At 52.3% G+C, this 25189-nt stretch carries 27 protein-coding genes and 1 pseudogene; 1 reads left to right on the top strand and 27 read right to left on the bottom strand.

The annotated features are described in order from the left end of the window. Nucleotides 1-37: 37 nt before the first annotated feature. The 19 genes from NWF31_RS07625 to NWF31_RS07715 form a co-directional block, all read right to left on the bottom strand. Nucleotides 38-1393, bottom strand: coding sequence for a cobyrinic acid a,c-diamide synthase CobB (locus NWF31_RS07625; protein ID WP_258359911.1), 1356 nt, complete (start codon nt 1391-1393; stop codon nt 38-40). Between the two features lie 17 nt (nt 1394-1410). Further along, a complete protein-coding gene (locus NWF31_RS07630; RefSeq protein ID WP_258359912.1) occupies nt 1411-2484 on the bottom strand; it encodes a hypothetical protein in 1074 nt (357 codons plus the stop codon). Between the two features lie 25 nt (nt 2485-2509). Further along, nucleotides 2510-3634 carry a hypothetical protein gene (locus tag NWF31_RS07635; RefSeq protein ID WP_258359913.1) on the bottom strand — a complete coding sequence of 375 codons (1125 nt, stop codon included), beginning with the start codon at nt 3632-3634 and terminating at the stop codon, nt 2510-2512. Nucleotides 3635-3636: 2 nt separating this feature from the next. Continuing rightward, entirely contained in the window at nt 3637-3891 is a 255-nt protein-coding gene (locus NWF31_RS07640) for a TusE/DsrC/DsvC family sulfur relay protein (RefSeq protein WP_258359914.1), read from the bottom strand. A gap of 69 nt (nt 3892-3960) precedes the next feature. Then, nucleotides 3961-4278: a TusE/DsrC/DsvC family sulfur relay protein gene (locus NWF31_RS07645; RefSeq protein ID WP_141265047.1), complete on the bottom strand. Its 318-nt coding sequence runs from the start codon at nt 4276-4278 to the stop codon at nt 3961-3963. A 93-nt stretch (nt 4279-4371) separates the two neighbouring features. Further along, a complete protein-coding gene (locus NWF31_RS07650; protein WP_258359915.1) occupies nt 4372-5748 on the bottom strand; it encodes a (Fe-S)-binding protein in 1377 nt (458 codons plus the stop codon). Continuing rightward, a complete protein-coding gene (locus NWF31_RS07655) occupies nt 5748-6410 on the bottom strand; it encodes a respiratory nitrate reductase subunit gamma (RefSeq protein ID WP_258359916.1) in 663 nt (220 codons plus the stop codon). Before NWF31_RS07655 ends, NWF31_RS07650 begins: the two co-directional genes overlap by 1 nt. Nucleotides 6411-6581: 171 nt before the next feature. Further along, nucleotides 6582-7604 carry a hypothetical protein gene (locus tag NWF31_RS07660; protein ID WP_258359917.1) on the bottom strand — a complete coding sequence of 341 codons (1023 nt, stop codon included), beginning with the start codon at nt 7602-7604 and terminating at the stop codon, nt 6582-6584. Nucleotides 7605-7680: 76 nt separating this feature from the next. Next, the gene (locus NWF31_RS07665) at nt 7681-9006 is read right to left on the bottom strand and encodes a YeiH family protein (protein WP_258359918.1); all 1326 of its coding nucleotides are present in this window, start codon (nt 9004-9006) and stop codon (nt 7681-7683) included. A gap of 459 nt (nt 9007-9465) precedes the next feature. Further along, entirely contained in the window at nt 9466-10116 is a 651-nt protein-coding gene (locus tag NWF31_RS07670) for a redox-sensing transcriptional repressor Rex (protein WP_258359919.1), read from the bottom strand. Nucleotides 10117-10165: 49 nt separating this feature from the next. Further along, nucleotides 10166-11212, bottom strand: coding sequence for an endolytic transglycosylase MltG (gene mltG / locus NWF31_RS07675; protein ID WP_258359920.1), 1047 nt, complete (start codon nt 11210-11212; stop codon nt 10166-10168). A 41-nt stretch (nt 11213-11253) separates the two neighbouring features. Beyond that, the gene (locus tag NWF31_RS07680; protein ID WP_258359921.1) at nt 11254-12588 is read right to left on the bottom strand and encodes a VanW family protein; all 1335 of its coding nucleotides are present in this window, start codon (nt 12586-12588) and stop codon (nt 11254-11256) included. Between the two features lie 113 nt (nt 12589-12701). After that, a complete protein-coding gene (locus NWF31_RS07685) occupies nt 12702-12974 on the bottom strand; it encodes a DUF1292 domain-containing protein (protein WP_258359922.1) in 273 nt (90 codons plus the stop codon). A 30-nt stretch (nt 12975-13004) separates the two neighbouring features. Next, a complete protein-coding gene (gene ruvX, locus NWF31_RS07690; protein WP_258359923.1) occupies nt 13005-13427 on the bottom strand; it encodes a Holliday junction resolvase RuvX in 423 nt (140 codons plus the stop codon). Further along, complete coding sequence (locus NWF31_RS07695; RefSeq protein ID WP_258359924.1) at nt 13428-14375, bottom strand: aldo/keto reductase; 948 nt, start codon at nt 14373-14375, stop codon at nt 13428-13430. A gap of 5 nt (nt 14376-14380) precedes the next feature. Beyond that, on the bottom strand, nt 14381-14692 hold the full coding sequence (locus NWF31_RS07700; protein ID WP_258359925.1) for a hypothetical protein: 312 nt from the start codon (nt 14690-14692) through the stop codon (nt 14381-14383). A 19-nt stretch (nt 14693-14711) separates the two neighbouring features. Continuing rightward, a complete protein-coding gene (locus NWF31_RS07705; protein WP_277998892.1) occupies nt 14712-14963 on the bottom strand; it encodes an IreB family regulatory phosphoprotein in 252 nt (83 codons plus the stop codon). A 33-nt stretch (nt 14964-14996) separates the two neighbouring features. Then, nucleotides 14997-17642 carry an alanine--tRNA ligase gene (alaS, locus tag NWF31_RS07710; protein ID WP_258359926.1) on the bottom strand — a complete coding sequence of 882 codons (2646 nt, stop codon included), beginning with the start codon at nt 17640-17642 and terminating at the stop codon, nt 14997-14999. Between the two features lie 106 nt (nt 17643-17748). Then, a complete protein-coding gene (locus NWF31_RS07715) occupies nt 17749-18627 on the bottom strand; it encodes a class I SAM-dependent methyltransferase (protein WP_258359927.1) in 879 nt (292 codons plus the stop codon). A 308-nt stretch (nt 18628-18935) separates the two neighbouring features. On the opposite strand from NWF31_RS07715, the pseudogene NWF31_RS07720 reads away from it, so the two are divergent. Further along, nucleotides 18936-19366, top strand: a pseudogene (locus NWF31_RS07720) (DUF1638 domain-containing protein). A gap of 126 nt (nt 19367-19492) precedes the next feature. Here NWF31_RS07720 and NWF31_RS07725 read toward each other — a convergent pair. From NWF31_RS07725 to nifU, 8 genes are all read right to left on the bottom strand, one after another. Further along, nucleotides 19493-19846 carry a DsrE family protein gene (locus tag NWF31_RS07725; protein ID WP_258359929.1) on the bottom strand — a complete coding sequence of 118 codons (354 nt, stop codon included), beginning with the start codon at nt 19844-19846 and terminating at the stop codon, nt 19493-19495. 552 nt (nt 19847-20398) lie between these two features. Then, nucleotides 20399-21604: a YgeY family selenium metabolism-linked hydrolase gene (locus NWF31_RS07730; RefSeq protein ID WP_258359930.1), complete on the bottom strand. Its 1206-nt coding sequence runs from the start codon at nt 21602-21604 to the stop codon at nt 20399-20401. A 125-nt stretch (nt 21605-21729) separates the two neighbouring features. Beyond that, nucleotides 21730-22767 carry an AI-2E family transporter gene (locus tag NWF31_RS07735; RefSeq protein WP_258359931.1) on the bottom strand — a complete coding sequence of 346 codons (1038 nt, stop codon included), beginning with the start codon at nt 22765-22767 and terminating at the stop codon, nt 21730-21732. Between the two features lie 12 nt (nt 22768-22779). Further along, complete coding sequence (locus NWF31_RS07740) at nt 22780-22962, bottom strand: hypothetical protein (protein WP_258359932.1); 183 nt, start codon at nt 22960-22962, stop codon at nt 22780-22782. A gap of 14 nt (nt 22963-22976) precedes the next feature. Next, complete coding sequence (locus tag NWF31_RS15055; RefSeq protein ID WP_489676600.1) at nt 22977-23126, bottom strand: hypothetical protein; 150 nt, start codon at nt 23124-23126, stop codon at nt 22977-22979. A 21-nt stretch (nt 23127-23147) separates the two neighbouring features. Beyond that, on the bottom strand, nt 23148-23606 hold the full coding sequence (locus tag NWF31_RS07745) for a PRC-barrel domain-containing protein (protein ID WP_258359933.1): 459 nt from the start codon (nt 23604-23606) through the stop codon (nt 23148-23150). Nucleotides 23607-23673: 67 nt separating this feature from the next. After that, the gene (gene mnmA / locus NWF31_RS07750; protein WP_258360039.1) at nt 23674-24750 is read right to left on the bottom strand and encodes a tRNA 2-thiouridine(34) synthase MnmA; all 1077 of its coding nucleotides are present in this window, start codon (nt 24748-24750) and stop codon (nt 23674-23676) included. A 54-nt stretch (nt 24751-24804) separates the two neighbouring features. After that, complete coding sequence (nifU, locus tag NWF31_RS07755; protein ID WP_258360040.1) at nt 24805-25182, bottom strand: Fe-S cluster assembly scaffold protein NifU; 378 nt, start codon at nt 25180-25182, stop codon at nt 24805-24807. Nucleotides 25183-25189 lie beyond the last annotated feature (7 nt).

Genomic DNA, 25189 nt, shown 5'->3' on the forward strand with positions numbered 1-25189 from the left:
AGCTGCTCCTCCTTATTTCCCGCGTAATCCCATCTTTTTACCCTTTTCCTGAGGCCAGACCTACCAGATTGGCGGCCCACTCGGGGTGGGTGAGGGCATAAAGATGGTTGTATCCGGCCAGGACATTATTATAAAGGATACCGTCTACCCGGCCGTCAATACCAAAGCCGCGCTTGACCCGGTAAAGAAAATCCACGGCCTGACGGTCTAAGTTTATTACCCGGGAATGATGAAACTCATGACCTTTAATAAGACTACCCCGGCTGAAGAAGGGACTTTCCCCTTCCACCATCATAGTTGTATAGCCATGTCCCTGGGGCCGGGAAGACATGGTGACATCAAAGGGTAAGGCGCCGCTCATTTCATACCAGCGTCCCTGGTAATTAAGACGCCTGGCCAGGTACATCAAACCGCCGCACTCGGCATATACAGGCATACCTTCAACTATGGCCCTTTTTACGGCCCGGCGCAGGGATACATTTGCCTCCAACCGGGCGGCAAAAACTTCAGGAAACCCGCCCCCTATATACAGGCCTTCAATGTCCGGGAGCTTTTCATCCTCCAGGCTATTTACAAGTGATATTTCCGCCCCGGCCTGCTCCAGGGCCTCCAGGTTCTCCGGATAATAAAAGGTAAAGGCACGGTCGCGAAAAATTCCCAGGCGTACCCGCGGTGATGGCGGCTGCCGGTGTTCCGGGCCGGGAGGCAGGTCCGGAACCTGGCTGGCAATGGCCAGCAGGGCGTCCAGATCCACATTGGCAGCTACGGCCGTCCCTGTAGCGGCCAGGGCGGCATGGATGTCCTCGTTTTCTGCAGCCGGGACAAGCCCCAGATGCCGATCGGGAATAACATAGTCCTTTTTTTTAGGCATAGCTCCCAGCACGGGTAAGCCGGTATAGTGTTCAATGGAGCGCCGCAGCATGTCTTCATGGCGGGGCCGGGCTACCTGGTTTAAGATAACCCCCGCTATTTTTACCCCGGGATCAAAATTTTGAAAACCCTGCACCATAGCCGCCGCACTCCTGGTCATGCGAAGAGCATTGATAATCAAAATAACCGGGCAATTAAGGGTACGGGCAAGGGCAGCAGTACTGTTGCTACCTTCCAGGTCCAGGCCGTCAAAGAGCCCCATAGCCCCTTCTATTAAACCCATATCGGCTCCCCGGCAGCTGGTACTGAAGTGTTGCAACAACTTTTCCGGCGGGAGAAAGAATAAATCCAGATTGCGGCAGGGGCGACCGGCAGCCAGGGTCAGCCATCCGGGGTCGATGAAATCCGGCCCTTTTTTAAAAGGCTGCACTACCAGCCCCCTTTGCCGTAAAGCAACAATTAACCCCAACGTAATGGTTGTTTTTCCCGACCGCCCGTGGGGCGCGGCTATTACCAGGCGCACGCCTCCCTTACCTCCCCTTAATAGCGAAAATGCAGGTCACGGCGGAAATTTGTTTGTAAAGATGGTTTGTCTCCCGGTTCTTCGACACCACCGGCGCCAATAGCTTCTAAGAAACTGCTCCACCCTGTACGTTCTATAAACCCGGCCAGCCTTTCGCCCGGTTTTCCAGACCGGCGCCAGTAGTTGATAATGGCCTCAATGCGGTCAATAATGGCCTTATATTCCAGTGGCCGGGCGGGTATCCGGGTAAAAACGACGGCCGCCATTTCGGGCCCGCTGTAGCTGTTACCCCCATGCCCTCCTACGGCAATATCTACATAGCTCCTTTTTTTCAAGCTGATGCCTTCAGGTGCCACCTGAACACAGGAAGTGCAACGCACACAACGATCAGCATCAATAGATACTACCATCCCATCCTTAACTTGCCGTGTCAGGATGGCCCCTGTGGGACACCATGATACCAGGAGGCCTATATCAATATTGGCGGCAAGGAATCTTTCCTCATCAACTTCCGGTACGGACTCATACCATCCTAAAATACCAATATCGGCTTCTACCCCACCGCCGCACTGGTTGGGGCAACCGCCTATTGAAATTTTCAAGGGAGCAGGTAATTCCTGTTGTAAAAAGTCCCGGTAAAAAAAATCAGTTATTACCTTGGCAATACTGGGGGCATCAACGGCGGCATTCTGGCAATGGACAAAGGAGGTGCAGCATTTAACCTGGTGTAAAGACTTGCCTGTACCTCCTGCCGGGAAGCCGGCGGCCTCCAGTTCGGCCAGGAGTTTTTCCAGTTTTTCAGGTTTGACGCCAACAAACTCAAATCCCTGGCGGCTCGTCCGGCGACCGGTTAAAGCATACTCCCGGATCCAACCGGCCAGCCGGCGCAAAGTAGCTGCACTTAAAAGGCCGTTAGGAGGCAACAGGATGCGTACTGTTAACAAAGTACTGCCATCTGCCGCCAGGTGACGAATAACGCCCGGTTGTAAAATTTCATGCCATATCCAGCTCCCCTGGCGGGCCAGTAACCCGGCAGGTATCTCCCGGCGATAATCGGGCATAATACCGGCCGGCAGGTCAGGTGTGTTCACCCCGGCAGCCTCCTTTAGTTTGTAGTTAAAATCCATTTCTTCCGGGACTTATAAGAATCTGGGGCACGGCGTTTAAACCCAGTTCTTTGATAACCCAGAGAGGACCCACACGGGAGATAAAGTCTCCCACCCGTTCTTTTTTCTGGGCATTGTCGGCCCAGAGTTCTAGGAAGGCACCAAAGAGATCGCCAATGGTTGTATAATCGTTATCCTTGATAGGGATAAAAGGTACAAGGACATAACCAACCATAGGACCCTGGGGCCCGCGGTGGCCGTACTTCCCTCCCGCTACCCAGGCCACACCCCGCTCCCGGCCGGGGCGAATGGCCGGGCAGAGATTAATACAAACCATACAATGCCAGCATTTTTGGGGGTCCACAGCCAGGGTGGAGCCCGTCCATACCAGGGCTTCCGTTGGGCACGACGCCAGCAGTCCTTTCAAATCACCGCCGGCCTCCTGCCAGGCAAGAAGGGCTTCACTGTTTATCTGCGGTAGATCACGGTATACGCCGATAAAGGAGTGGTCCTTTTGCATCATTGCCCGGGTACAGTCATTGGGGCAACCTGACACGCCGCTTTTAACCTTTTGGGGATAACCGGGATACTGCTGCTCATCAATAAAGCGCTGCCCCAGGTAAGTGGCCAGGGCCGGGGCATCGATAAGGGCTGCATCACACCTGGCCGGGCCGCAACAAGCCGTCAAGCAGCGCAGGTCATTCCCCGTAGAACCTACATCCAGACCGGCGGCATTCAATTCACGGACCGCAGGGACCATTTGCTCCCTGGTAGTGTAAATCTCAATAGTGCCGCCGCTGGTAAAATGAATAAGGCTTTTACCGTAGGTTTCCGCGCATGCGGCCAATTTTTCCAATGTCCCGGCCGACAGCCAGCCCCCTGCCGGTTGCAGGATACGCAGGTATGCCGATTCCTCTATTATCTCCGGCCGGCAGCTGTTACGTACCCCTACACCGGAAGGTAATTCCGGTATGTTAATATACCCGCCATGGTCGTAAGCCGATTCCCCTGCGGCAAGACCCTGTTCATACATGGCCAGTGGATAGCGACTATTGCCTAGTTCCCGGACATGGCTGGGGGAAGGCCCGTTTAAAAGCGTGCGGCAAAAGGTATACTTCTGGCTCGCCTCGGGCAAATTTAACACTCCTTTGGCATGGGCAGGCCGGTAATCTGGCTGATCTCGCCAATGGGATTGCCCGGGAAAAGTTTATAGATCTGCTTTTTCTCCAGGCCGCTCAGTTTAATCAAATTGCGTAAGGTACAGATGGTATGGTGCTGCTCATAATATTTGTAACTGATAGCAATCAATTTCCAGTGGTCTTCGTTTAAAATAATACCTCTTTCCCTGGCCCGGGCGGCAATTTCTCTTTTCCTTTCATCAGAAGGCAGCACCCGTCCACCCTCCCCGGACTGATATAGAGGCCAGCACTGGTGCGCTGGCCTCCTCTGTTTATGTTTCCTTTAAACACAACCGGTAGGCTTGGGCAAACCGGCAATCTTGCAGGCTCCTTTGGCCGGTCCGCTGGGGAAGAGATCGTAAATCTCTTTCAGGCTGAACCCTGTCTCTTTACATAGCTTGCGGATCATAGGGGCTATGCCAAACTGCTGGTAATACTGGCGCAGGTAATTTACAACCTTCCAGTGGTTCTCTGTCAGTTCGGTAACCCCTTCGGTTTCCGCCAGGGCTTTGGCTACAGCCTCATTCCACTTGCTGGGGTCGGCAATGAAACCGTCCTCGTCAACTTCAATTTCGATGCCACCAACATTAATTGCTGGCATGGACAACACCTCCTGCTATATTTTTATTATACCTGTAACTTTATATTTAGGCTACAGGCTAATAACGCCACAATTACATATTACTACATCCTTTCAACGCACCAGGGCGTTGGCGATCAGTTCGCTTATGCCGGCAAAACGTACCGGGAGTCGGTAGTAATTGATGATCTCGCGAAACTGGCCCTTGCAGTTGGAACACGCCAGGGCAATGATGCTTGCCCCGGAAGCCTTCAACTGCTCGGCCTTGAGCTTACCGTAGGTTTCCATCCGGAATTTGCGAAAATCTCCCTTTTCCATGATAGCAAAACCACTGCCGCCGCCGCAACAGATACTCATTTCCCTGTTGGGCGTCAGTTCACGAAAATCCTGGCAACACGCTTTAAGAATCCGGCGCGGCTCTTCATACATCCCGCCCAGGCGGCCCAGCTTGCAGGAATCATGGTAAGTAACGGGTTCCGGGTTTTTCTCCGGGTTAACCTTGATTCGCCCCTCCCGGATCCATTCATCTTCCAGCTCCAGGATGCTCTTGACTTCAAAGGGCCTTTCCGCAGGAGGAATGAGCCTTAACATTAAATACTTCAGGGCTTCATAGGCATGGCCGCACTCGCCTACCACCAGGGTTTTTATACCCATTTTTTTGGCTGTTTCTACGTGTGCTTTAAGAACATTAGTAAACTCCACATCGCTATAGAATACACCGTAATTAACCGCGTCGTTAACACCTGTCGCCGGGGAATTTAAGGTCCAATCAACGCCGGCGGCATCCATTACCTCGGCCGCCCCCATAACCGTTTCGGCAAAGGCCAGGTAGTCACCGGCATTATGCATGAGCAGGTATTCGGCGCCCTCTTTATCAACGGGTATTTTAACTTTATAGCCCTTTGTGTCCTCAATTTCTTCCTCGAGAAATTCGATCATATCCAGAAAGGCGTTGGCAGGTGTGCCGGTAGCGTTACCAAACTTTATCTGCTTCTGGGTCCCGTTTTTCTTGAGTTCGTCCGGGGCAATGTCAATAGCGTCAAAGATCTTCCTCGCCTCCCGGGCAATGACGCCGTTATCAATGGCAACCGGGCAGACGTAGGCACAGCGCCGGCAAATGGTGCAGCGGTATATATTTTCGGCCATGGCATTAAGTTTTTCTTCCGTCAGGTCCTCCGCCCCTACTAACGCGGGAAAAAGCCTGCCGGGCAGGGTGAAGTAACGCTTGTAGACCTTGCGCAGCATATCAGAACGGTAAACAGGATGGTAAATATCTTTCTTCCCACTGGCCAGGTAAACCGGGCAGACCTCGGCGCAGGTACCGCACTTCATACAGGTATCCAGAGATAGAGTATAAGGTAACCAGAAGGTCCAGTTATCCTTTTTTTGCAGGGATTTTTTCATGGCCTGCAGGAATTTCTCTACCCGCGGCTCATCGGGTTTCAGGGATTCATCGGAGAGCACCCGGTAATCGTCAAAAACCTTGCGCATTATTCCATTTCACCCCATTTAACCTTGTGGTAGGTAAAATACTTGACGGCAAAATGAGCCATACGGGTAAAGGGGATATAGAGCATAAAAAGCCAGAACAGCAATAAGAAGAACAGATAATTGTCGGGTAAAGACAAATGGGGCTTCAGGGTCAGCAAGCTGATAATATAAGTCCTGAAGGAAAAATCCCGGAAGACACCGCCGATTAAGCCGGCCACAGCCAGAAGGAAAAGAAACGCCAGGTTTAGATACTCTACCGGTTCGGAAATCCGGCGCAACTCAGGATTAATAAGCCGGGAAAGAAATAGAAGCAAGGAACCGGCAGCAACCAGGCACCCCCCAGTTACTCCCAAGTAAACGGCCAACGGTAGCCCTACTACCAGAAATAAAAGCCAGAAAACTACCAGATAAATGCCGTAGTGCATTACCAGGGACGGCAGCCATATCCTCCGGTTATGCATATAAAGGCTGCGCAGGGTAAAGACCTCGGTTAACAGTTCACCTGCCTGCTCCCCTGAAGTACGAGGGTAAGGAAAAAGCTCCCAGTGGAGGTTTACCGGGGCTTTAAGCCAGTAAATAATTTTGTACCCCAAACCCAAGACCAAAACGGCAATGGCCAGGTACGGTAATATAGCTATTGTGAATAACTCCCACAATGCCAATCCCGCCATCCCCCTTTTGTATTAATCAATACAAGTATAACTATGATATTTATAAAACCGTTTAAATTATCTCCTTCACTAATTTCGCTATTGCAGCTGTTTTTCCTGCTAAGGAGAAAAATTTTTTTGGTATAATTAAAAGTGTTTTAGATAACCGGAACAACGCTAGGTCTATCCTGCCACCATGGGAAATCGGGCTTCCGCCGTTTCACCTTCAGGCGTTGTAAACTTAAGCCATATTTCAAGTTCGGTGACCGTTTCCGGTAAGGGTTCAAATAGTAAGTTTAATACTCCAACCCCATTACTTTCCGGTATCACTTCTAAGAAATCTTCCATTTGTATCAGGTTATAATTACGGCCACTGGTATCAATTAGCACAGCATCATTTATAATGAGCCTTTCTTGCCGGCTGGAGCTGACCTCGAGGTAAACCTGCCATTGGGAAAGATGGTCCACGTTTATCCCCTTAACGGTAAGGTTTATCCCGTCACCGGCCTTGCCACTGCCGGTATATTTTCTTTCGCCGGGCTTCACGGCTGCTAGCGGTCCTATATCCTGCATGGTACCTTTACCGGCAATCACCGCCTGCTCATAAGTGATCCCGGGGTTGGCAGGGCTATTACCAAGAAAATCTTCAACGACCAGCAGGCTTGCAGGTTTCACATCCGGGGGAAACGTAGGGAAAGCCAGGAACAAATCGCGGTAACCGCCGGGCACTACCGTCTGCCTGGCCCGGAAATTGTTAGGCAGGTCTACGAAAGTGTCGTGTATTTCGACGGCATTGGGTAAGCTGGCCACGTCGTAAAAATACCTTTTACCATTATCGCCGACGACCTGGAAAGCTTTCCCCCACCCTTTTTCCAGGCTGAGATCCAGGCTTTGATGAAGGCGCACATATAAATAAAGGTCCTTCTCCCGGCGGCCAAAAGCCAGGACCTCGTACAAAGATGAGCCGTTGGAAGAGGCAAGCTCCATCGGTAATAGCGGAAATAGGACCCGCCCTCCAGAAGGTGCCGCCGTTAAACTGGCAGCACTGGCAGCCTCAATAGGGGTATTTACCAGCTGGGGTTTATCATTGGGATCGGCCGGGGCCAGGCCCTGGGGCCTGTCCGTCGCCCACCAGAATACAATCAGGTCGCCGATAAGAAGTAAAACCAGCAGAATCTCTACAACTCTTACTTTTTTGTTACTCATACTCAAAAAGGTCCTCCTTAAGTTAATAAGCCCTGGCCGGCGACCAGCAGGCCAGGGCTTATTGTACAGGTTGTTCCTACATTGCTTTAGGGAACAAAATGCCGCCAAAGGCCAGCCACGCCAGGAATAAAGTGAGGACTACGTTGAACAACTGGCCTACAATATACTGAATCACCGACTTGCCACCCTGGACCTGTTTCAGCAGGTCACGGAAGTTGGCCTCGAGGCCGATGCAAACAAAGGCCATGGCAAAGAGCCAGCCGCGCAGGCCGCTGGTTATTTTAACTATACCATCCACGGTTTTTGCACCCATAGTAGGCACCAGGATGAAGGAAAAGAGCAGGGAGGCGGCGACAAAGCCCAGGACAAATTTGGGGAAACGGTCCCAAATAACCTTGGCATTGGCTTCGCCGGCCGCATCGCTTCCGCCCATCCGCGTAGCCCAGATGAGGGCTACAAAGAAGGCGACGACGCCGATCAGGACGTTCTGTACCATCTTTACAACCGAAGCCACTTCCAGGCCCCGCTGGCCCAGGAAGGCACCGGCGGCAACAACAGCGCCGGTGGCGTCAATGGTACCGCCAATCCAGGCAGCTCCTACGTCCGGGTCCATATTAATGCCCATAATGAAGAGCGGCATGACTACAAGCATAATGACGGTGAAGATGAGGGAAATGGTAATAGCCACGCTGACCTCTTCTTTGTCGGCATCGCAGGCGGCGCCGGTTGCAATAGCGGCCGACACACCGCAAACAGAAGCAGCAGCACTCATGGTCATGGCCAATTCCGGCTTTAGCTTCAGGACCTTGGCGCCAAACCAGTAGGTAAAGATTAAGACAATCGGGCACCCAATCCAGGCTACCAGCAGGCCGGGAAGACCAAGGGCGACAATACGGTTAAATAGAATCTCGCAACCCAGCAGTACTAAACCGGTTTTGATAAACATCTCAGTTTTTACAGCTGCTTTAACCCACGCCGGGGTTTTAATGGTATTACTGATCAGCAACCCAACAATCAAGCCCCAGAGGGGTACTTCCAGGTTGTAAGATTTGGCAATATTATGGGCGGCCAGCAATTGGGCGATAATTGCCAGGATAAAAACGACGACAAATCCACCCACATAACGCCCAATATTTTCGCCCATGAATTTTACTGCTATCGCCGTAAGTATCCCCAACCCAACCAGCATAATCAGCAGCTGCGGCCAGATACCGGCAGGAAAGGCCTTGGCCAGACTGGTCCACTTGGCAATGCTAGGAACCTTAGTAATAACGCCGCTAGCAGCAAGAAAAATTAAAATAAAGCCCATCCATACTGCCCACCAGTCTTCAAGCTTCCATAAAGGCGACCAGTTAATACCACCCTTTTCGGGCAGGCTGTTACCTGCGACGGGCTGTGCCATCGTATGTCACCCTCCCAATTTTATTTTTGATCCTCGTCGACCAGTCTTTTAATACTTACTACATCTAAGATGGGCACTTTGTTAAAACCACCACAATCACACCTGCAAAAAGTCCTTCCCACCCCCCAAAAATCCCGACTTTCATGCCCGATAAAAGCAAACCACCTCCCGGAACAAATAATGCGAGAGCATAAAATTATTTATTGGACGCCATTTCCTATAGCTATTATCCTATAGCTATTATATTTAAAAATTTGCCCAAAAGTACTTGCGAGTACTGTCTATAATATATCATGCGGCTAATTAGGCTTGCACTTACATTCTCATTCCGTTTGCTATTTTAAAGATATATTTCGCCATCATTAAGGATTTTCCTGCTAACCAGGGAATAATTTTAATTAAAAAATAAAAAAGCATCCGCGCGAGTTTTGGATGCCATTAATATCGAACAGAAACATATTATTCTCCCCAGGTAACATTACCGTTATTGCTGAGGTAATAAGCTAATCGCTGGAGATCCAGGTTATAGTCGGCGTTATAGACAATCACATCCTGGGGCACGCTCAAAGTAATGGGGGCATAACTCAAGATGCCTTTTATACCGCTTTTGACCAGATCGTGAGCTACTTTCTGGGCCTCTTCCGCCGGTACGGCCAGCATGGCAATTTTAATATCTTTCTCTTTCACCAAAGAGGGCATTTCGTCCATGGGTCTAACCCGTTGCCCGCCAACCTGAAGGCCTATTTTCTCCGAGTCCCGGTCAAAAACACCTGCCAGGTGAAAATGCCGGCCGTATTTGCGGTTGTGCTCGGCCAGGGCCATACCCAGTTTGCCGACCCCCACCAGGATAAAGGGCCACTCCCTGTCCAGGCCGAGGATACCGGCAATAGCCTCTTTCAGGTAGGTTACGTTATAACCCACGCCGCGTTTACCCAGTTCGCCAAACCAGGCCAGGTCTTTACGGATCACCGAGGGGTCGACGCCTACCCTGACACCCAGCACCTGGGAAGAAATTTCTTCAATCCCGTGCTCTTCGATTAAATTAAGGCACCGGTAATAAAGGGGCAAGCGGTCAATAGTTGACCGGGGAATTTTAATCCGAAAAGGCATTGTTACCTACCTCGCTTTATTTAATTAGGGTTGATTATATTGTATTTAATTACCTGGCCTGGTAGCGGGCTACGGCCTGGTTATGTTCGGCCAGGGAACGGCTGAAAAAGTGGGTGCCGTCCGGTTTAGCTACGAAGTAGAGATAATCTGTTTTAGCCGGTTTTAAGGCTGCAAGGAGCGAGGCCCGCCCCGGATTGGCAATGGGACCCGGCGGCAGGCCGTTGACCCGGTAAGTATTATAAGGGGAATCAATCTCCAGATCCCGGTAAGTAAGTACGGGCTTGGGTTCGGGTAATAAATATTGCACCGTGGGATCGGCCTCCAGGCGCATACCCCGTTTGAGGCGGTTTACGTACACGCCGGCAATAATAGGTCGCTCGGCATCAACCCTCGCTTCCTTTTCTACAATGGAAGCCAGAGTAACAATCTGCCTGGTATCCAAATCAAGATCCCGGTCCTTTTCCCGTATGATTTCCTGGTAAACCTCATTAAACCGTTTCAGCATCATCTGTACTATTTCTTCCGGTGGCGTACCCCTGGGAACCCGGTAGGTATCGGGAAACAAAAATCCCTGGACGCGTTCAGGCCCGGCAGGCAGGTCCCGTAAAAAATCAAAGGGGTAATCCCGGGCGGCTGCCTTCAGGAAATCTTCTTCCCCGACCATGCCTTTCTCCTGCAGCAAGGAGGCTATTTGCCTTACAGTATATCCTTCGGGAACGGTAAACTCAATCTCCTGGACCTTGCCCGCAGCCAGCAGGCGAACGATTTCCGGCAGGGAAAGACCGGGGGATATTAAATAATAGCCCGGTTTCAGGTCCCTCTCCAAACCCATGGCCATGGTTACCAGCCGGAAGGCAAAGGGACTCTTTATGATTCCCAGGTTGTTAAGGGTTAAGGCGATGGCGGCCGAAGGGGTTCCCGGCGCAATATATACCTCTACCTCCGGGGCACCGGGCTTCACCGGGCCCAGCAGTTTTACAAAATAATACCCGCTGGTCCCCAGGCCCAGAAAAATTAATGCCAGGAAAATAATTAACCGGCGGCGCCAGGCCTGCCAAAAAGCCGTGTTGCGGCTTGTTTCAAGCCCTTCCCCCATAATTATCCTTTTTTCTCTCCCTAATTATTTTTTTCATTATATCAAGATCCGGCGGAATGCACAACACTTTCTTCTCCTTGCCCGCGGCGGACAATTCGCGGTAGGGGGGGATATAAATCCTGGGAAACTACTTCACGCCACCCTTCTTTTCCCTGCTGGTAAAAAATCCTGATAACCCTGGCCCGGAAACCAGGTTTTCCTTCTTGCTCCACTTCTACTCTATCAGAGGGCCAACCGGGCACTATTTCTACCTCTTCCGCCGGTAGTATCTTTTCAATTAATTGACTCACCACTTCTGCGACAGGGGCTTCCCCGGAGGCATAAAAGGTCATCGTCAGCTTATTGTTATCCACCCGGGATTTCAACCAGTACCAGAACGGGGTATCATTGCGGATTTTAAGGTCAATTAAGCCGTAGACGACGGTGGCATCCCGCCCCGGTGGTACATAATCTACGGCCAGGCCATGGGGCTGGCGCTCGACGATAGTCAATCCGGCAGCCAGGGCTGCATTATAAAGGGTTGACGATACCTGGCAGACACCGCCCCCAATGCCGGATACATAATTGCCTTCTTCAATAACCAAAGCTTCTTGATAGCCACGTTCCACGGTGCGTGGCCCCACAACCTCGTTAAAAGAGAGCACTCCCCCGGGCGGTAGCCAGGTATTATCCAGAGTGCCGGACGCCAGCCTGATATTGTGGGTACGGGTTGTATCGGCCGGGTTAAATATAGTAGTAAATGTTCCGGCTGCTTTTTCAATTCTTCGGGCCGCCAGTGCCGCTGAAGTCAGCCGGGGTTCCAGGCGGTTCAAGGGGATATCGATTACCTCTCCTGAATATTTCTCTCCCAGGCACCTTAAAAAGGTTGCATTATCCACCTGCCAGCCGTCCCGGGCAGGTATTAAGTAAGGTTTGCCCTTATCATCTATTTCCAGGCGCGCATCTTCAGGCTCCCTTAAAATATCGAAACCCAGGCGCTTTAATTCTACCTGGAAGTCTTCTTGTTCCCATTCATATACCGCTTCCAGCCTGCGTCGGTCCGGGATGAAAACAGCCAGGCGTTGCTTTAAATTTCCGGTCCGCCCCATGGCCCAGGCCCGGGATATAGTAGCATCTATATTAACTTTCATCCCCAGGTTCCGGGGCGTGGTTGTTACCACCCTATCACCAAGGCGTAACTTAATTTCCCGGTCCAGGATTTCCGGGGCCATTTCCATGATCTTTAACCTGGCGGCATCCGGCGTCATACCTCCGACCGGCCGGCCGCATACAGTTACACCCGGTATAATACGTCCGGAAAAAAATATTACCATTTCGGCCAGGCTGGCCACTCCCAGCATAATAATTAAAAATGCTGCCAGTTTCCACCTGACCATGGGCCCACTTCCCGCAAACAACTTTTAGAACATAATATGCCTCCTGGAGGTTGAAGATACAAAGTAAATTTAAGGCAAAGCCCGCCAGGTCTTCCTGGCGGGCTTTTCTCGCTTCAGGCTTCATCTTCTTCTTCCAGGGCGTCTGCCCAGGCTTCAGCCACGCGCTGCCACTCGTCTTCGTCCTCAATCTCATAAAGCACTTCGTTGCCATCTTCATCAATACCGATCTTTAGCACAATGGCTTCAGCTGACTCGGTATCAGCGGCTTCCACCGGCAATAGAATGGCATACTCGTCATCTTCAACTTTAAGGATATCTACGACAACAAACTCGTATTCCTGCCCTTCATCATCTGTCAGGATGACGGTATTTTCCTGGTCGGCCATGTCCTCACTCCTTTTTCCAGGATAGGCCTATCATACCCCATTTTGCCCCCGCCGGTCAAGGTATCCCTGCAAAATTATGCTGGCCGCTACCCGGTCGACAACAGCCCGCCGCCGGCGGCGGGACAGGTCCGCGTCCAGGAGGATTTTATCGGCCGCTATAGTAGATAGGCGCTCATCATAGAGGTGCACCGGCAGGCCCAGTTCCGCCTCCAGCGTGGCGGCAAAGGCACGGGCTTCTGCCGCCCCGGGCCCGAAGGTACCGTTCATATTGCGTGGCAGGCCGACCACCACCTCTTCGACGCCGTACCTGACAACTAACTGCTTTAAAGCTTTTATATCCTCAACTTTGTTTTTCCGGTGAATAGTAGTAACGCCTTGAGCCGTCCAGCCTAAAGGATCACTTACGGCAACGCCAATGGTTTTGCTGCCTACATCCAATCCCATAATCCGCATTTAAATCACCTTTAGGCAGAAATCTCGGCAGGCGCCGGCACAATAACCGCAGAGAATGCATTTATCCGGATTAACAACCACCCGCCTGTCTACCAGTGATAGAGCTCCCTGGGGACATCGTTTAACGCAAGACCCGCAACCCTGGCACCAGTCTTCAATTAATAGCCTGCGCCTCTTCGCCCGCACCCGCTCTATAAGCTCCGGCGCCGGCTCGCTGCCGCTAAACCAGGATACATTCACCTCTACCTCTTCCGGGGATTGCATGCCTACAGCTACGGCATCAATAACTGGCGTCGTCAGGACAAACTCCAGAGCCCGGCGCGCTTGCTTTCCCAGGTGCCCACCGCCCAGGGCCTTCATGGCATAGATTCCCTTGCCGTTACTGCGGGCCAGGGTAATGGCGGCCAGCATCTCCTCCCTGCTGCCATCTAGTATCCCCAGGCCGGCCTCATTGTAAAGGGGATGGATAATATCTATTTCCGGCATTACGGCTGCCGCTCGTACTGCTGCCACAGTATGGGAAGATATACCCACGGCCCGTACCAGGCCGCGCTCTTTGGCCTCCAGAAGGTATTCCAGAGCCGGCCGGTGGCCGGCCAGGGTCAGGGGCGTTTCCTGCTCGTGAAGCAAAAAGATGTCAATAACATCCCGGTCCAGTTCCTGCCGGGCCTCCTCCAGGCTCCGGGCCATCCCTTCCGCCGTGTAGTCATAGGATTTGGTGGCCACCACCACCGGTTCCTGCCATCCCTTCACGGCCTCCCGGATGTAGGGGTATGTGTTATAACTCTGGGCTGTATCGATAAAGTTGACACCTAGTTCCAGGGCACGACGGATAAGTCTCTTCCCCGCAGCAATGCTTAGGCCCGCCTGGAGCGGGCCTAAGCTCAAGGTACCAAAACAAAGACGGGATACCACTATTCTTGTGGCTCCCAGGGTAGTGTACAACACGGCCCCTATCTTCCCGGTGGTTTATACTGGATTTCTTCCAGTTTTTTTTCCCAGTATGCCAACCTGTCTTCCGTCCGCTTCAAAATCCGCTGGTCCTGGTCAGTAAAAAAACCTCCTTCGGCCTTCTCCCGTGCTTCTTGCAGGTGAGCGCGCATGGTTTCGAGGCCACGCTGGTAAAGTTCCAGGGCAAAAGCCGCCCGCTCCCGTTCATGCCCCCAGCCTCCCTGCCAGTCACGCACCGCGGCCTTCAGGAGGTCAAAAAATTTATCACCTTCGGCATAAAGGTTAACCACCAGTTCCACATCCGACAGGGCCATGGGTATCATCCCCCTTAATTTAGGTTAAGTAATTTTTCAATAACTCGGCAATAATTTCATCACGCTCTACGCGGCGAATCAAGTTGCGTGCTCCTTTATGGCTGGTAATGTAAGCCGGATCTCCTGAAAGGAGATAGCCAATTAACTGGTTTATTGGATCATATCCCTTTTCCTTTAAAGCCGCCTGCACTTCTTCCAGCACGTTGCGGACCTTAATCTTCTCTTCTTTTTGTACTTTAAACATCATTGTTTCCTGCATGTCTTCAGACATAGCCTTTACCCTCCTTGCGGTGCCCGGCATCCCTTAGCGAACCTGCTGGGCAACTACCTTAAGGCTGTAGGCCAGGGCCTGGTCCAGCTTGCTTGGATCTTTGCCGCCAGCCTGGGCCATATCAGGCCGGCCCCCGCCGCCGCCGGCAGCTATCCGGGCCACCTCGCGCAATAAATTTCCTGCATGAATACCCTGCTGCACCAGATCTTTACTTACCATGGCAACAAAATTAACACGCCCGTCATGCTGTGAGCCCAGGACCACTACACCTGAACCCATTTTGTCCCGCAATTTATCAGCCAAATCTCTTAAAGCTTCGGCATCGGTTATATCTACCCGCGCCTGCAGTACCGGTACCCCGGCAACTTCCTGTACTTGCGCCAGCAAATCTTTAACGGTATAGGTAGCCAGCTTGTTTTGCAAGCGGCTGATTTCCCGTTCCATTTCCTTGCTTTTTTCCAGGAGTTGCTGCACCCTCCCGGCCACCTGGAAAGGCGGTACTTTCAGTAAAAGGGCGCTCGAGGCCAGCTCCTGGTACTCCCGGCCAACAAGATCAAGGGCGGCCGCTCCCGTTACCGCTTCTACCCGGCGTACACCGGCACCGATGCTGCTCTCGCCAGTAAGCCGGAAGAGCCCGACTTCGCTGGTGGAACGCACGTGGGTGCCGCCGCACAGCTCCATGCTATAATCGCCTATCTTCACTACTCGTACCCGTTCTCCATATTTCTCGCCAAAGAGGGCCGTGGCTCCCATAGCCTTTGCTTCCTGTAAAGAAGTCTCCAGGGCCGTTACCGGTAAGCCGGCCAGAATCCTGACATTTACTTCTTTCTCAATAGCCCGCAGCTCTTCTTCCGTCAGGGGAGCAAAATGGGTAAAGTCAAAGCGCAATCTTTCCGGGGTTACCAGGGAACCGGCCTGGTTGGCGTGTTCACCCAGGACATTCTTTAAAGCCCGGTGCAACAGGTGGGTAGCGGTGTGATTTCTGGCAGTGGCCAGGCGGCGCTCCCTGTCTACCATGAGCTTTACTTCCATACCGCCGGCCATCTTCCCGGCAGTTACAGTCACCTGGTGGATAATCTTCCCATCGGGAAGGCGACGGACATCATGCACCCGGGCCTCCCCGCCGGGCCAGGCCATATTACCCTGGTCCCCAATCTGGCCGCCTCCCTCGGGGTAGAAAGGCGTCCGGTCCAGGACGACGTGGCCACTTTCCCCTTCGGCCAGGTAAGGAACTCGCTCGCCCTCTCGTATCAGGGCCAGGACCTTACCTTTATCTTCCAGCGCCTCATAGCCGGTAAATCCTGTGCCGCCGATGTCGTCCAGGTTCCCGGCAAAGGCCAGGGCAAATTCATAGGCCTTAATGTCCTCGCGTGCCGCCCGGGCTCTTTCCCGCTGGGCTGCCATGGCCTCTTCAAACCCCGCTCGATCTACTTTGAAGCCCTTCTCGCCGGCAATTTCTTCCGTCAGGTCAACGGGAAAACCGTAGGTATCATAAAGGGTAAAAGCTTCCTGGCCGCTGATGGTATCCCGCCCTTCATGACCGGCCCGCTCCATAATGCCGTTTAAAACCCTCATGCCGTCATTAAGGGTCTCATGGAAACGCTCTTCTTCCTGGCGCATTACCCGGGCAATATACTCCTGCTGTTCCGCCACCTCGGGGTAGGCCTGGCTCATAATATCTACTACCGTATCTACCAGGCGGTAAAGGAAGGGCTCCTCCACCCCCAGGGCTTTGCCAAAACGGGCCGCCCGGCGCAAAATACGACGCAGGACGTAACTGCGGCCTTCATTCCCCGGCAAAACGCCGTCGGCAATGAGAAAGGTACAGGCCCGGGCATGATCGGCAATTACCCGGAAGGGAAAGCCGGCCTCACCGCGGTCATAGGAACGCCCGCTCAAGGCTTCCATGGCCTTAATCAAAGGCTGTAGCAAGTCGGTGTCGAAATTGCTGTTCACACCCTGTAAAATTGAGGCCATTCGCTCCAGGCCCATACCGGTATCAATGCTGGGGCGGGGTAAAGGCGTTAAATTACCATCGTTATCCCTTTCATACTGCATAAAAACCAGGTTCCAGATCTCCAGCCAGCGGTCACAGTCACATACCCCCAGGGCGCATTGGGTAGCCCTGCAGGCATGCTCCGGCCCGCGGTCATAAATAATCTCGCTGCAGGGACCGCAGGGACCAGTGTCGCCCATAGCCCAGAAATTATCCTTTTCACCCATACGCACAATCCGCCCGGCCGGAATACCGGCTATTTCCTGCCAGAGGCGGTAGGCTTCATCATCATCCTTATAGACGGTAATCCAGAGGCGTTCCGGCGGTAACTCCAGGACCCGCGTCAAAAATTCCCAGGCGAAAGCAATAGCCTCATCCTTGAAGTAGTCGCCAAAGGAGAAGTTACCCAGCATTTCAAAAAAAGTATGGTGACGGGCCGTACGCCCGACGGTATCCAGATCGTTATGCTTGCCCCCAGCCCGGACACACTTCTGGGCTGTCGTCGCGCGTTTAAAAGGGCGCCGGTCCAAGCCCAGGAAAACGTCTTTAAACTGGACCATACCGGCATTGGTAAAGAGCAGGGTCGGATCGTTCGCCGGCACCAGGGAAGAACTGTGAACAATGGTATGACCCTTACCGGCGAAAAAACTTAAAAATTTCTCCCGGAGCTCATTCCCCGTCAAAAAAGGTCAACTCCTCATCAAAACTAAACCTCGCCCCCGCCCCGGGGCGGTGAACGAGGTTCTCCCGGCTAATTTTTCTACATTATACCTGAAGCGGCGAAGGATGTCAATCAAAGTTGACGTTCCAGAAAAGATAACCGGCCGTAATTTCCCGGCGGGAAAGATAGCGGCCGTTTACCAGATGACCCCGGACATAATCCACAATAGCCCTGCGTACCGCCGGCGTTAGTTCCAGGTAAGGATAAAAAAATATCTCCATTTCCTCAACGGCCTGATCAGGTTCCATTTCTCTGGTACTTACCCGCCGCTCCAATTCCAGGGAAGGGGCGTATCCCCAGGCATAAAGGAGATGGAAAATATAGAGGACGTCCGCAGGTATTCCCGGCATTTCCCCGCCAATGAACTGCTGCCATAATTCCCTGCGGCCGCTGTTCTCCTGGCGCAAATGGCCTGCCAGGATACAGGCGCCCCGGGAAGCGGCAATCATTTTTCTTAAAGTGGCCGCATCCTTAATCCCCGGGCTCATGAGGGCCAGGACCAGGTCAAAGCTTCCCCGCCAGCCCTGTTTATCCAGGTCCACCTCCTCCCAGGTCATCTGGACCGGCTCAATATTGGTTATGCCCTCTTCTCCGGCCCGCTCCTTTAAAATGGCCAGCATCTCCTCTGCCGGGTCCAGGGCTACCACCCGCCGCGCCCGGCGGGCCAGGGGCAGGGCATAGTTGCCCGTGCCGCAACCGATATCCAGGATCTCCAGGTCCCGGTCCAAACCGCCGTGGTGCCCCAGCCAGTGGAGGACCTGGGCCACCCTCTGCTTCCCCTCTTCCCCACCGGCCAGGCGGGCAAAATGGCCGGCGCGCCTGTTCCAGTAGCCGGTACCATCGCGATTCGGCCGGCGCCGGCCATAGAGGGACTGCCGGCGCTCCTCCTGCCAGGACTCTTCCCAGAAATCGGCCCGTTTAAACAAGGGTAACTCCATGCTACCCATCAAACATCACCTCTGCCCCTATTTTACCCTTATAGCAACATTTTGCTAGAGAAAAGTGGGTTTCGTTTTAGTCCAATTGAGATCGGGTAAATTATTTTACATACTCCGATGTTTTGCTGCTATATAATCAAGCTATACTAAAAAATTAAAACTTGAGGAGGCGCAACAATGGCAGACCTTAAATTTATCTGTTGCAGCGTTCTGGCCGGAGAACTCAAGAAGGTTTTAAACGACCTGCATTTAAAGCCGAACTTTCCTGTTTGACTCCTGGACTCCATGTTGACAACAGGCAGTTAGGGCAGAAGCTTGTGCCCGCTCTGGAAGATTGCTGCGGCAAAAATCTTGTTTTAATTTATGGCAGCCAATGTCACCCTGAGATGAAAACTTGGCAGCGGAAATACAAATTCCGCCAGCCAGAGGAACCCGACTGTATCGGCACTTTGCTGGGACAGGAGCGAAGAGAACAATTCAACCAGGAAGCACGCACTTTTTACCTGACGTCGGGTTGTTGCGGCACTGGAAAGAAATTTTTGCGGAAAACCTGGGATGGGATAAAACCGAAGCGCATCTCAATTTTGGCAGGTACGAAAGAATTTTATTCCTGGATAGCGGTATAAGCACAGTTGACGAGGAAAAATTACTTGAATTTTTTGATTACACGGGCGTACCAATTGAAATTCGCCCGTTGGGTTTAAATCATTTCACCAATTTAATTCAGAAGCTGATACAGTATCAATAGTCTTTTAAGTTCAGGCACTATACCTGTTTCAGGTAATTAAAAAGAGGGATAGACCTGTCGACAGAACATCGCAGGTCTATCTCTTTTCCTTGGTACATTTAATTTTGAGTGAGCTTAACTTACAGGTTAAATTGTAATAACCTTATAATCGCCCTGCAAGTAATGGGTGAAGGGTTCTCCCATGTATTTTACTTCTATACCAAGGCTGGCCAGGGACGCGGAAACACCGTAGCTATCAGTGCAGGCTTTGCAGGCCATCACCTTTACGCCCGCTTCCTGGAGCTTTTTCAGGTAATCTTGCAAGTCAGCGTCGTTTACCAGGAGTCTGGCGGAAGGGCCCCAGACGATCAAAGTGACATCCTGCCACCACTCCCGGACTCTGGCATTAAGGGTATACATAAACACCATTTTCTCGGCGACTTCTCTGTCCCCGCTTGTCCAGAGGACAACTAGCTTACCGGCTGAGTTACCTGCAGTCATAGCAAGACGTCAACCCTTTCCACCATAAATAATACTTCATTACCTTTGGCCCGGGCTTTACCGTTAAACGATAATCCTTCTTCACAGCAACGGCGGCTACCTTGACCCTAGTTTTAAGCAGGTTCTGGTGTTTTTCCAAATTGAAAACCCCAAAAACCAGGGTGTCTCTTCCCTGCACTTCTTTAACTTAGCTGATAAAATGAGGTAGGGTGGGCCGCCGACGGATTTCTTAAAAAGCGGTAGCTTCTGTAAGCAAATAATACAATGTTTCAATATTTACCTCTCCGTTTTCACTCTTAATCTCCCGGGAGGAAAGCAGGTGATATTCTGAATATACTAGTAGAATTATAATATCACATCCGTGTGCTTGCCGAAAGTATACCGGATAAAAAAGAACATAAGCTTTTCGCCGTAGAAAACCGATCGCCATTGTAAAGAAGGCGGTGACTAAGTGACTATGGATGTGCCTGTCGGCGTCCCGCCATTATTTTACATGATATAGAGCTAATATAGAATAAAGCCCCTCGCAGTTGAGGGGCTGCAGCACTGCATTTATTTAGCCAGCATCTCGCTTAAGATCGTCGGGAAAAAGGCGTAAAACTCGGTGGATCGGACTACGTCTTCAACGGGTACCTGGTCGAGGACAGTGTGAGCATATACCTCATCGCCAGGTCCGAAGCCGATGGCAGGGATACCGGCTTTGCCCATCCAGTAGGTACCGTTGGTGCTGAAAACCCACTTGCCTACGCCTGTGGGTCGGCCAAAAAGCTGCTCATAGGTTTTGAGGCCGGCCTTCACCAGGAAGTGGTCCTCCGGCAGGGCCCAGGCCGGGAAGTATTTATCGACTTTAAAGACAAAGCCGGTGTAGCTGGGTTCATCAAATTCCAGTACTTCCACTACGCCCCCGTGGGGTTCAGCTACCTTGCGCACCTGCTCCACGGCCATTTCCCGGGTTTCACCAAAGGTAAGGCGGCGGTCGATGTAAATAAAGCATTCATCGGGCAGGGCATTGATGGAAGGCGTTTTGCAGTGGATATCTGTTACGGCAATGGATCCCTTTCCCAGGAAGGGATCATCAATAAACTTGTCCCCCATTTGGCTTACAGCCTTGATAATCTCTGCCATCTTATAAACAGCATTTACCCCGCGCTCGGGGGCACTGGCATGGCAGGTACGGCCCTTGGTTGTGACCTTCATCTCCACGCGGCCACGGTGACCGCGGTAGATATTCATTTTCGTCGGCTCACCGATAACGACAAAGTCGGGTTTAATCTTATCCGTGACCACCAGGGAGTTGGGGGCCACACCGTCGCAGATTTCTTCGATGTTGCCGAAGTAATAAAGGGTAAAATCCCGCGTCAGTCCCAGGTCCCTCATAATTTTAAGACCGTATACCATCCCCGGGGTGGAATTTTTCTCATCCCCGGCTCCCAGGCCGTAGAAAATGCCGTTCTCGATTTTACCCTTGTAGGGGTCCCACTGCCACTGCCCGGAATCGGCTATATCAACCGTATCAATATGGCTGTCGTAAAGAAGGATTTTCGAGCCGCTGCCAATACGGCCAACTATGTTGCCCATGCTGTCCAGGAAAACTTCATCAAAATCCAATTTTCGCATTTCCTGGCCGATGCGCTCGGCCACTGCTTTAATGTCCCCGTTGGGGCTGGGGATGGCTACTATATCCCGTAAAAACTGGATTATATCCTCCCGGTACCTGTCTACTTCCGCCTTAATCCTTTTAATGATTTCCTCGTGCATCCAGTTATCCTCCTCTAAACGCGACTTAATTTTACTTTAATCAGATTATCATTTTTAACTTACAGTTAATTTATTTCCACATCGGGAGCAGAATTCCTGCCATATAGTAAAATTTTAACTTCAAATCAACTCCCCACCAGGCGTGCCCAGATAAATTTCACTATAATGTACCCGATAGCCGTCAGGGGCACGGCCAAAAGCAGGCCGCTCACCCCCCAGAGTTCACCGCCGGCCAGGAGGGCAAATATAATTACCAAAGGGTGGAGACCGACACTCTCACTTAAGATACGAGGTGCCAGCAAACTACCCTCAACCTGCTGGACAATTACCATGATGACCAGGGCGTAAAGGGCCGTTTTCTTTGATTCCAGCAGGGTCAGGGCCAGGACGGGTATGGCACCGATTACCGGTCCAAAATAAGGAATTAAATCGGCCAGGCCCACTACTATACCCAGGATTACTGCGTACCGTGAACCAACCATGGCAAGGCCCAGACCGGTTAGAAAACCTACAATCAGGGACACCAGCAGGTGGCCGCGGATGAAGCTGGTCAATACCCGGTCAATTTCCAGCCACAGGCCTAAAAAATCTTCCTTCATCTGGATAGGTAGCAGGTGGCTGGCCGCCCGGCCGATTTGCTCACCGTCGCGTAATAAGTAGTAGGCTAAAATTGGCGCCAGGAGGAAGCTGGTGGCCCCGGCCAGGAGATCGAGGATGGCCTGGAGGGCCCGGCGGGCTTCCTGCTGGAAGGTGATGCTTATATTGATTAGGGATTCGTCCAGAAGCCGCCGCAGGCCGGCAGGTATGGCTACTTGATTGTACCGCTGGTAAAAAGCCTGAAGCAAGCCCTCAACCTCGGCCGTTAAGGCAGGTAACCGGATAAGGAATTCATTTAATTCCCGGATTAGCCTGGGCAAAATAAAGAAAAATACCGGCAGGGAAAGGACCAGGATAAGGAGATACAATAATAAAATAGCCAGGGGGCGCTTTAAACCCTTTTTCTCCAGCTTCATCATGGCCGGCTTTAATAGATAAGCCAGGAAGGCCGCCAGGAAGAAAGGTGTTAAAACCCCTCGCACCCGGTACAGGAAAAACAAGGCCGCGGCCAGGAAAAGCCCGGCCCCGGCCAGGCGCCAGATTTTTAAAGCCCGCTTTACCGTCATATCTTTCCCAGCCTAAAGCCTGCCCTTGGAGCGACGGCGAACAACTCCCCTGGGGCGGTCCGGGACGGTTTCCTCCTGGGACATGACTGTTACCGGATCTGCCGGCAACGGCGGTGTTTCCCGGGGACATTTAAAAGTACTTCCGATTATGGCCCCCACGATACTACCGGCAATAAACCCACGCCAGAAACTCAAGCTTACTTTGCCCCCTACCCTTCCAGGGATATTAAGGTTCCGTCCTCAGCAACATTAAAAATCTCCCAGCGATCGTTAAATTCTACGAAACAATCCCAGCAGTAATATTGATCGCTTCCGATTTTTCCGATGGCCCTACTCCCACAATGGGGGCAGTTTAACATTTTACTCACTCCCTAAGATACTCAACCCATGATCACTTCCTGTGCTCCCCACTCTACTTCACCGGTGAGAGGAATTTCCCGGCGCCCTTCCAGGAGGTCATTCACCAACCCCGTTGATATCTCCAGGGCTCTTACCCTCCCAGAAGGAAGATCAACAACGAGATCTTCCACCAGGCCCAATTCCAGGCCCTCCCGGTTTAAAAGGCGAAGGCCCTTTATCTCCTGCCAGCGCCTGAACCCCTCCGGCAGTTCATTGCCTATGGCCCCTGCACCGGTAACGGTAAAGATTTTGGGTCCCCGGCCCTGCAGTTCCTCAAAGGATATCACCCGGGGCTGTTGCAACCAGGTGCCGTCGGCCAGGACAAGAGCCTTTAAAAGGCCTGTTTTCTCGTCGTAGAGGAGGTCCTGGACCCGCCCTAACTCCTCTCCCCGGTCCTGGCTGATGACCGGCAAACCGACCAGTTCCCTCCCCTTGGGCATACTCAAACCCCCGTTAAAAAAGATAACCTTCCTCTAGTATAACCGGGGAAGGTTATCGACATGCGCTTCACTCATAATCAAAAGCAGCCTCAATGGTACCGCCTCCTACCACCAGGTCGTCCTGGTAGTATACCACGGCCTGGCCGGGGGTAACGGCTCGCTGGGGCTCATCAAATTCCAGCCTGGCATGGCCATCTGCCATGGGATACCAGGTAGCTGCCGCCTCGGGGGCCCGGTAACGAATTTTCGCCGTTACCCGGGCCCGGGAGGGCAGTTCCCCCCACAGGATGTAATTGTTATCCCGGGCATAAAGGACGCGTCGCTCCAGGTCTTCTTTGCCGCCGACAATAACGGCATTGCGTTCTGGATCCAGGGCTACCACAAAGCAGGGCTTACCCAGGGCCAGGCCCAGGCCTTTGCGCTGGCCGATGGTGTAATAAGGAAGCCCCTCATGCCAGCCAACCACCTGCCCCCTAACATCCAGGATGGGACCAGGTTTTATAGCCTGCGCCGCCTTGCTCCGGAGAAAATCGCGATAATCCCCCTCCGTGATAAAGCAAATATCCTGGGATTCGGCCTTTTCAGCAACCGGCAGGCCATATCTTTTGGCAAGCCGGCGCACTTCCTGTTTGGTATAGTCCCCCAGGGGGAGGAGGGTATGGGCCAGCTGTTCCTGGGTAAAGGAATAAAGGAAGTAGCTCTGGTCCTTATCAGGATCGCGCCCCTTGGCCAGGAGATACCGGCCGCGCCCGGCATCGTAAAGTCGCCGGGCATAATGGCCGGTGGCCAGGTAATCCATACCCAGGGCGCGCGCCTTTTTTAAAAGGACGTCAAAGCGTACCTTACGGTTGCAGGCTATGCAGGGATTGGGAGTTTCCCCTTGCAGATAGGAGGAAACGAAATAATCGATAACTTCGCGCTCAAAAACCTCGCGAAAGTTCAAGACGTAATATGGTATCTCCAGGATGCCGGCCACCCGGCGGGCATCGTCCACGGCAGCGAGACTGCAACAGCCGGTTTCTCCTGCCGGAGGCGGTGTGCCCTCAGGCCACTGGTCCAGGGTAACGCCGATTACCTCATAGCCGGCTTCCTTCAATAAAGCGGCGGCCGTAGAACTGTCCACGCCGCCGCTCATGGCCACCATAACTTTTGCCTTGTGGGCCGCTTTGGCCACCCCCCTGGATTTAGTATTGTTCACTCAAGAAACCTTTTTATTCTTATTCCGGTAATCTTCAATGGCTTTATGCAGGGCATCGGCGGCCAGGTTGGAACAATGCATCTTCTGGGCCGGCAGGCCGTCCAGGGCCTCGGCTACCGCCTTATTGGTTATTTGCAGCGCTTCTTCTATTGTTTTTCCTCTGACCAGTTCCGTCACCATGCTGCTGGTTGCAATGGCGGCGCCGCAGCCAAAGGTTTTAAACTTACAATCCTTAATAACGCCATCTTCCACCTGGATGTACAGGCGCATGATATCACCGCAAACGGGGTTGCCCACTTCACCGACACCGCTTGGGTTTTCAATCTCGCCCACATTGCGAGGATTGGTAAAATGGTCCATAACCTTTTCGGAATACACCCTGCTC

Source organism: Neomoorella sulfitireducens (genome assembly GCF_024733845.1).
Taxonomy (GTDB): Bacteria; Bacillota; DSM-521; order Neomoorellales; family Neomoorellaceae; genus Neomoorella; species Neomoorella sulfitireducens.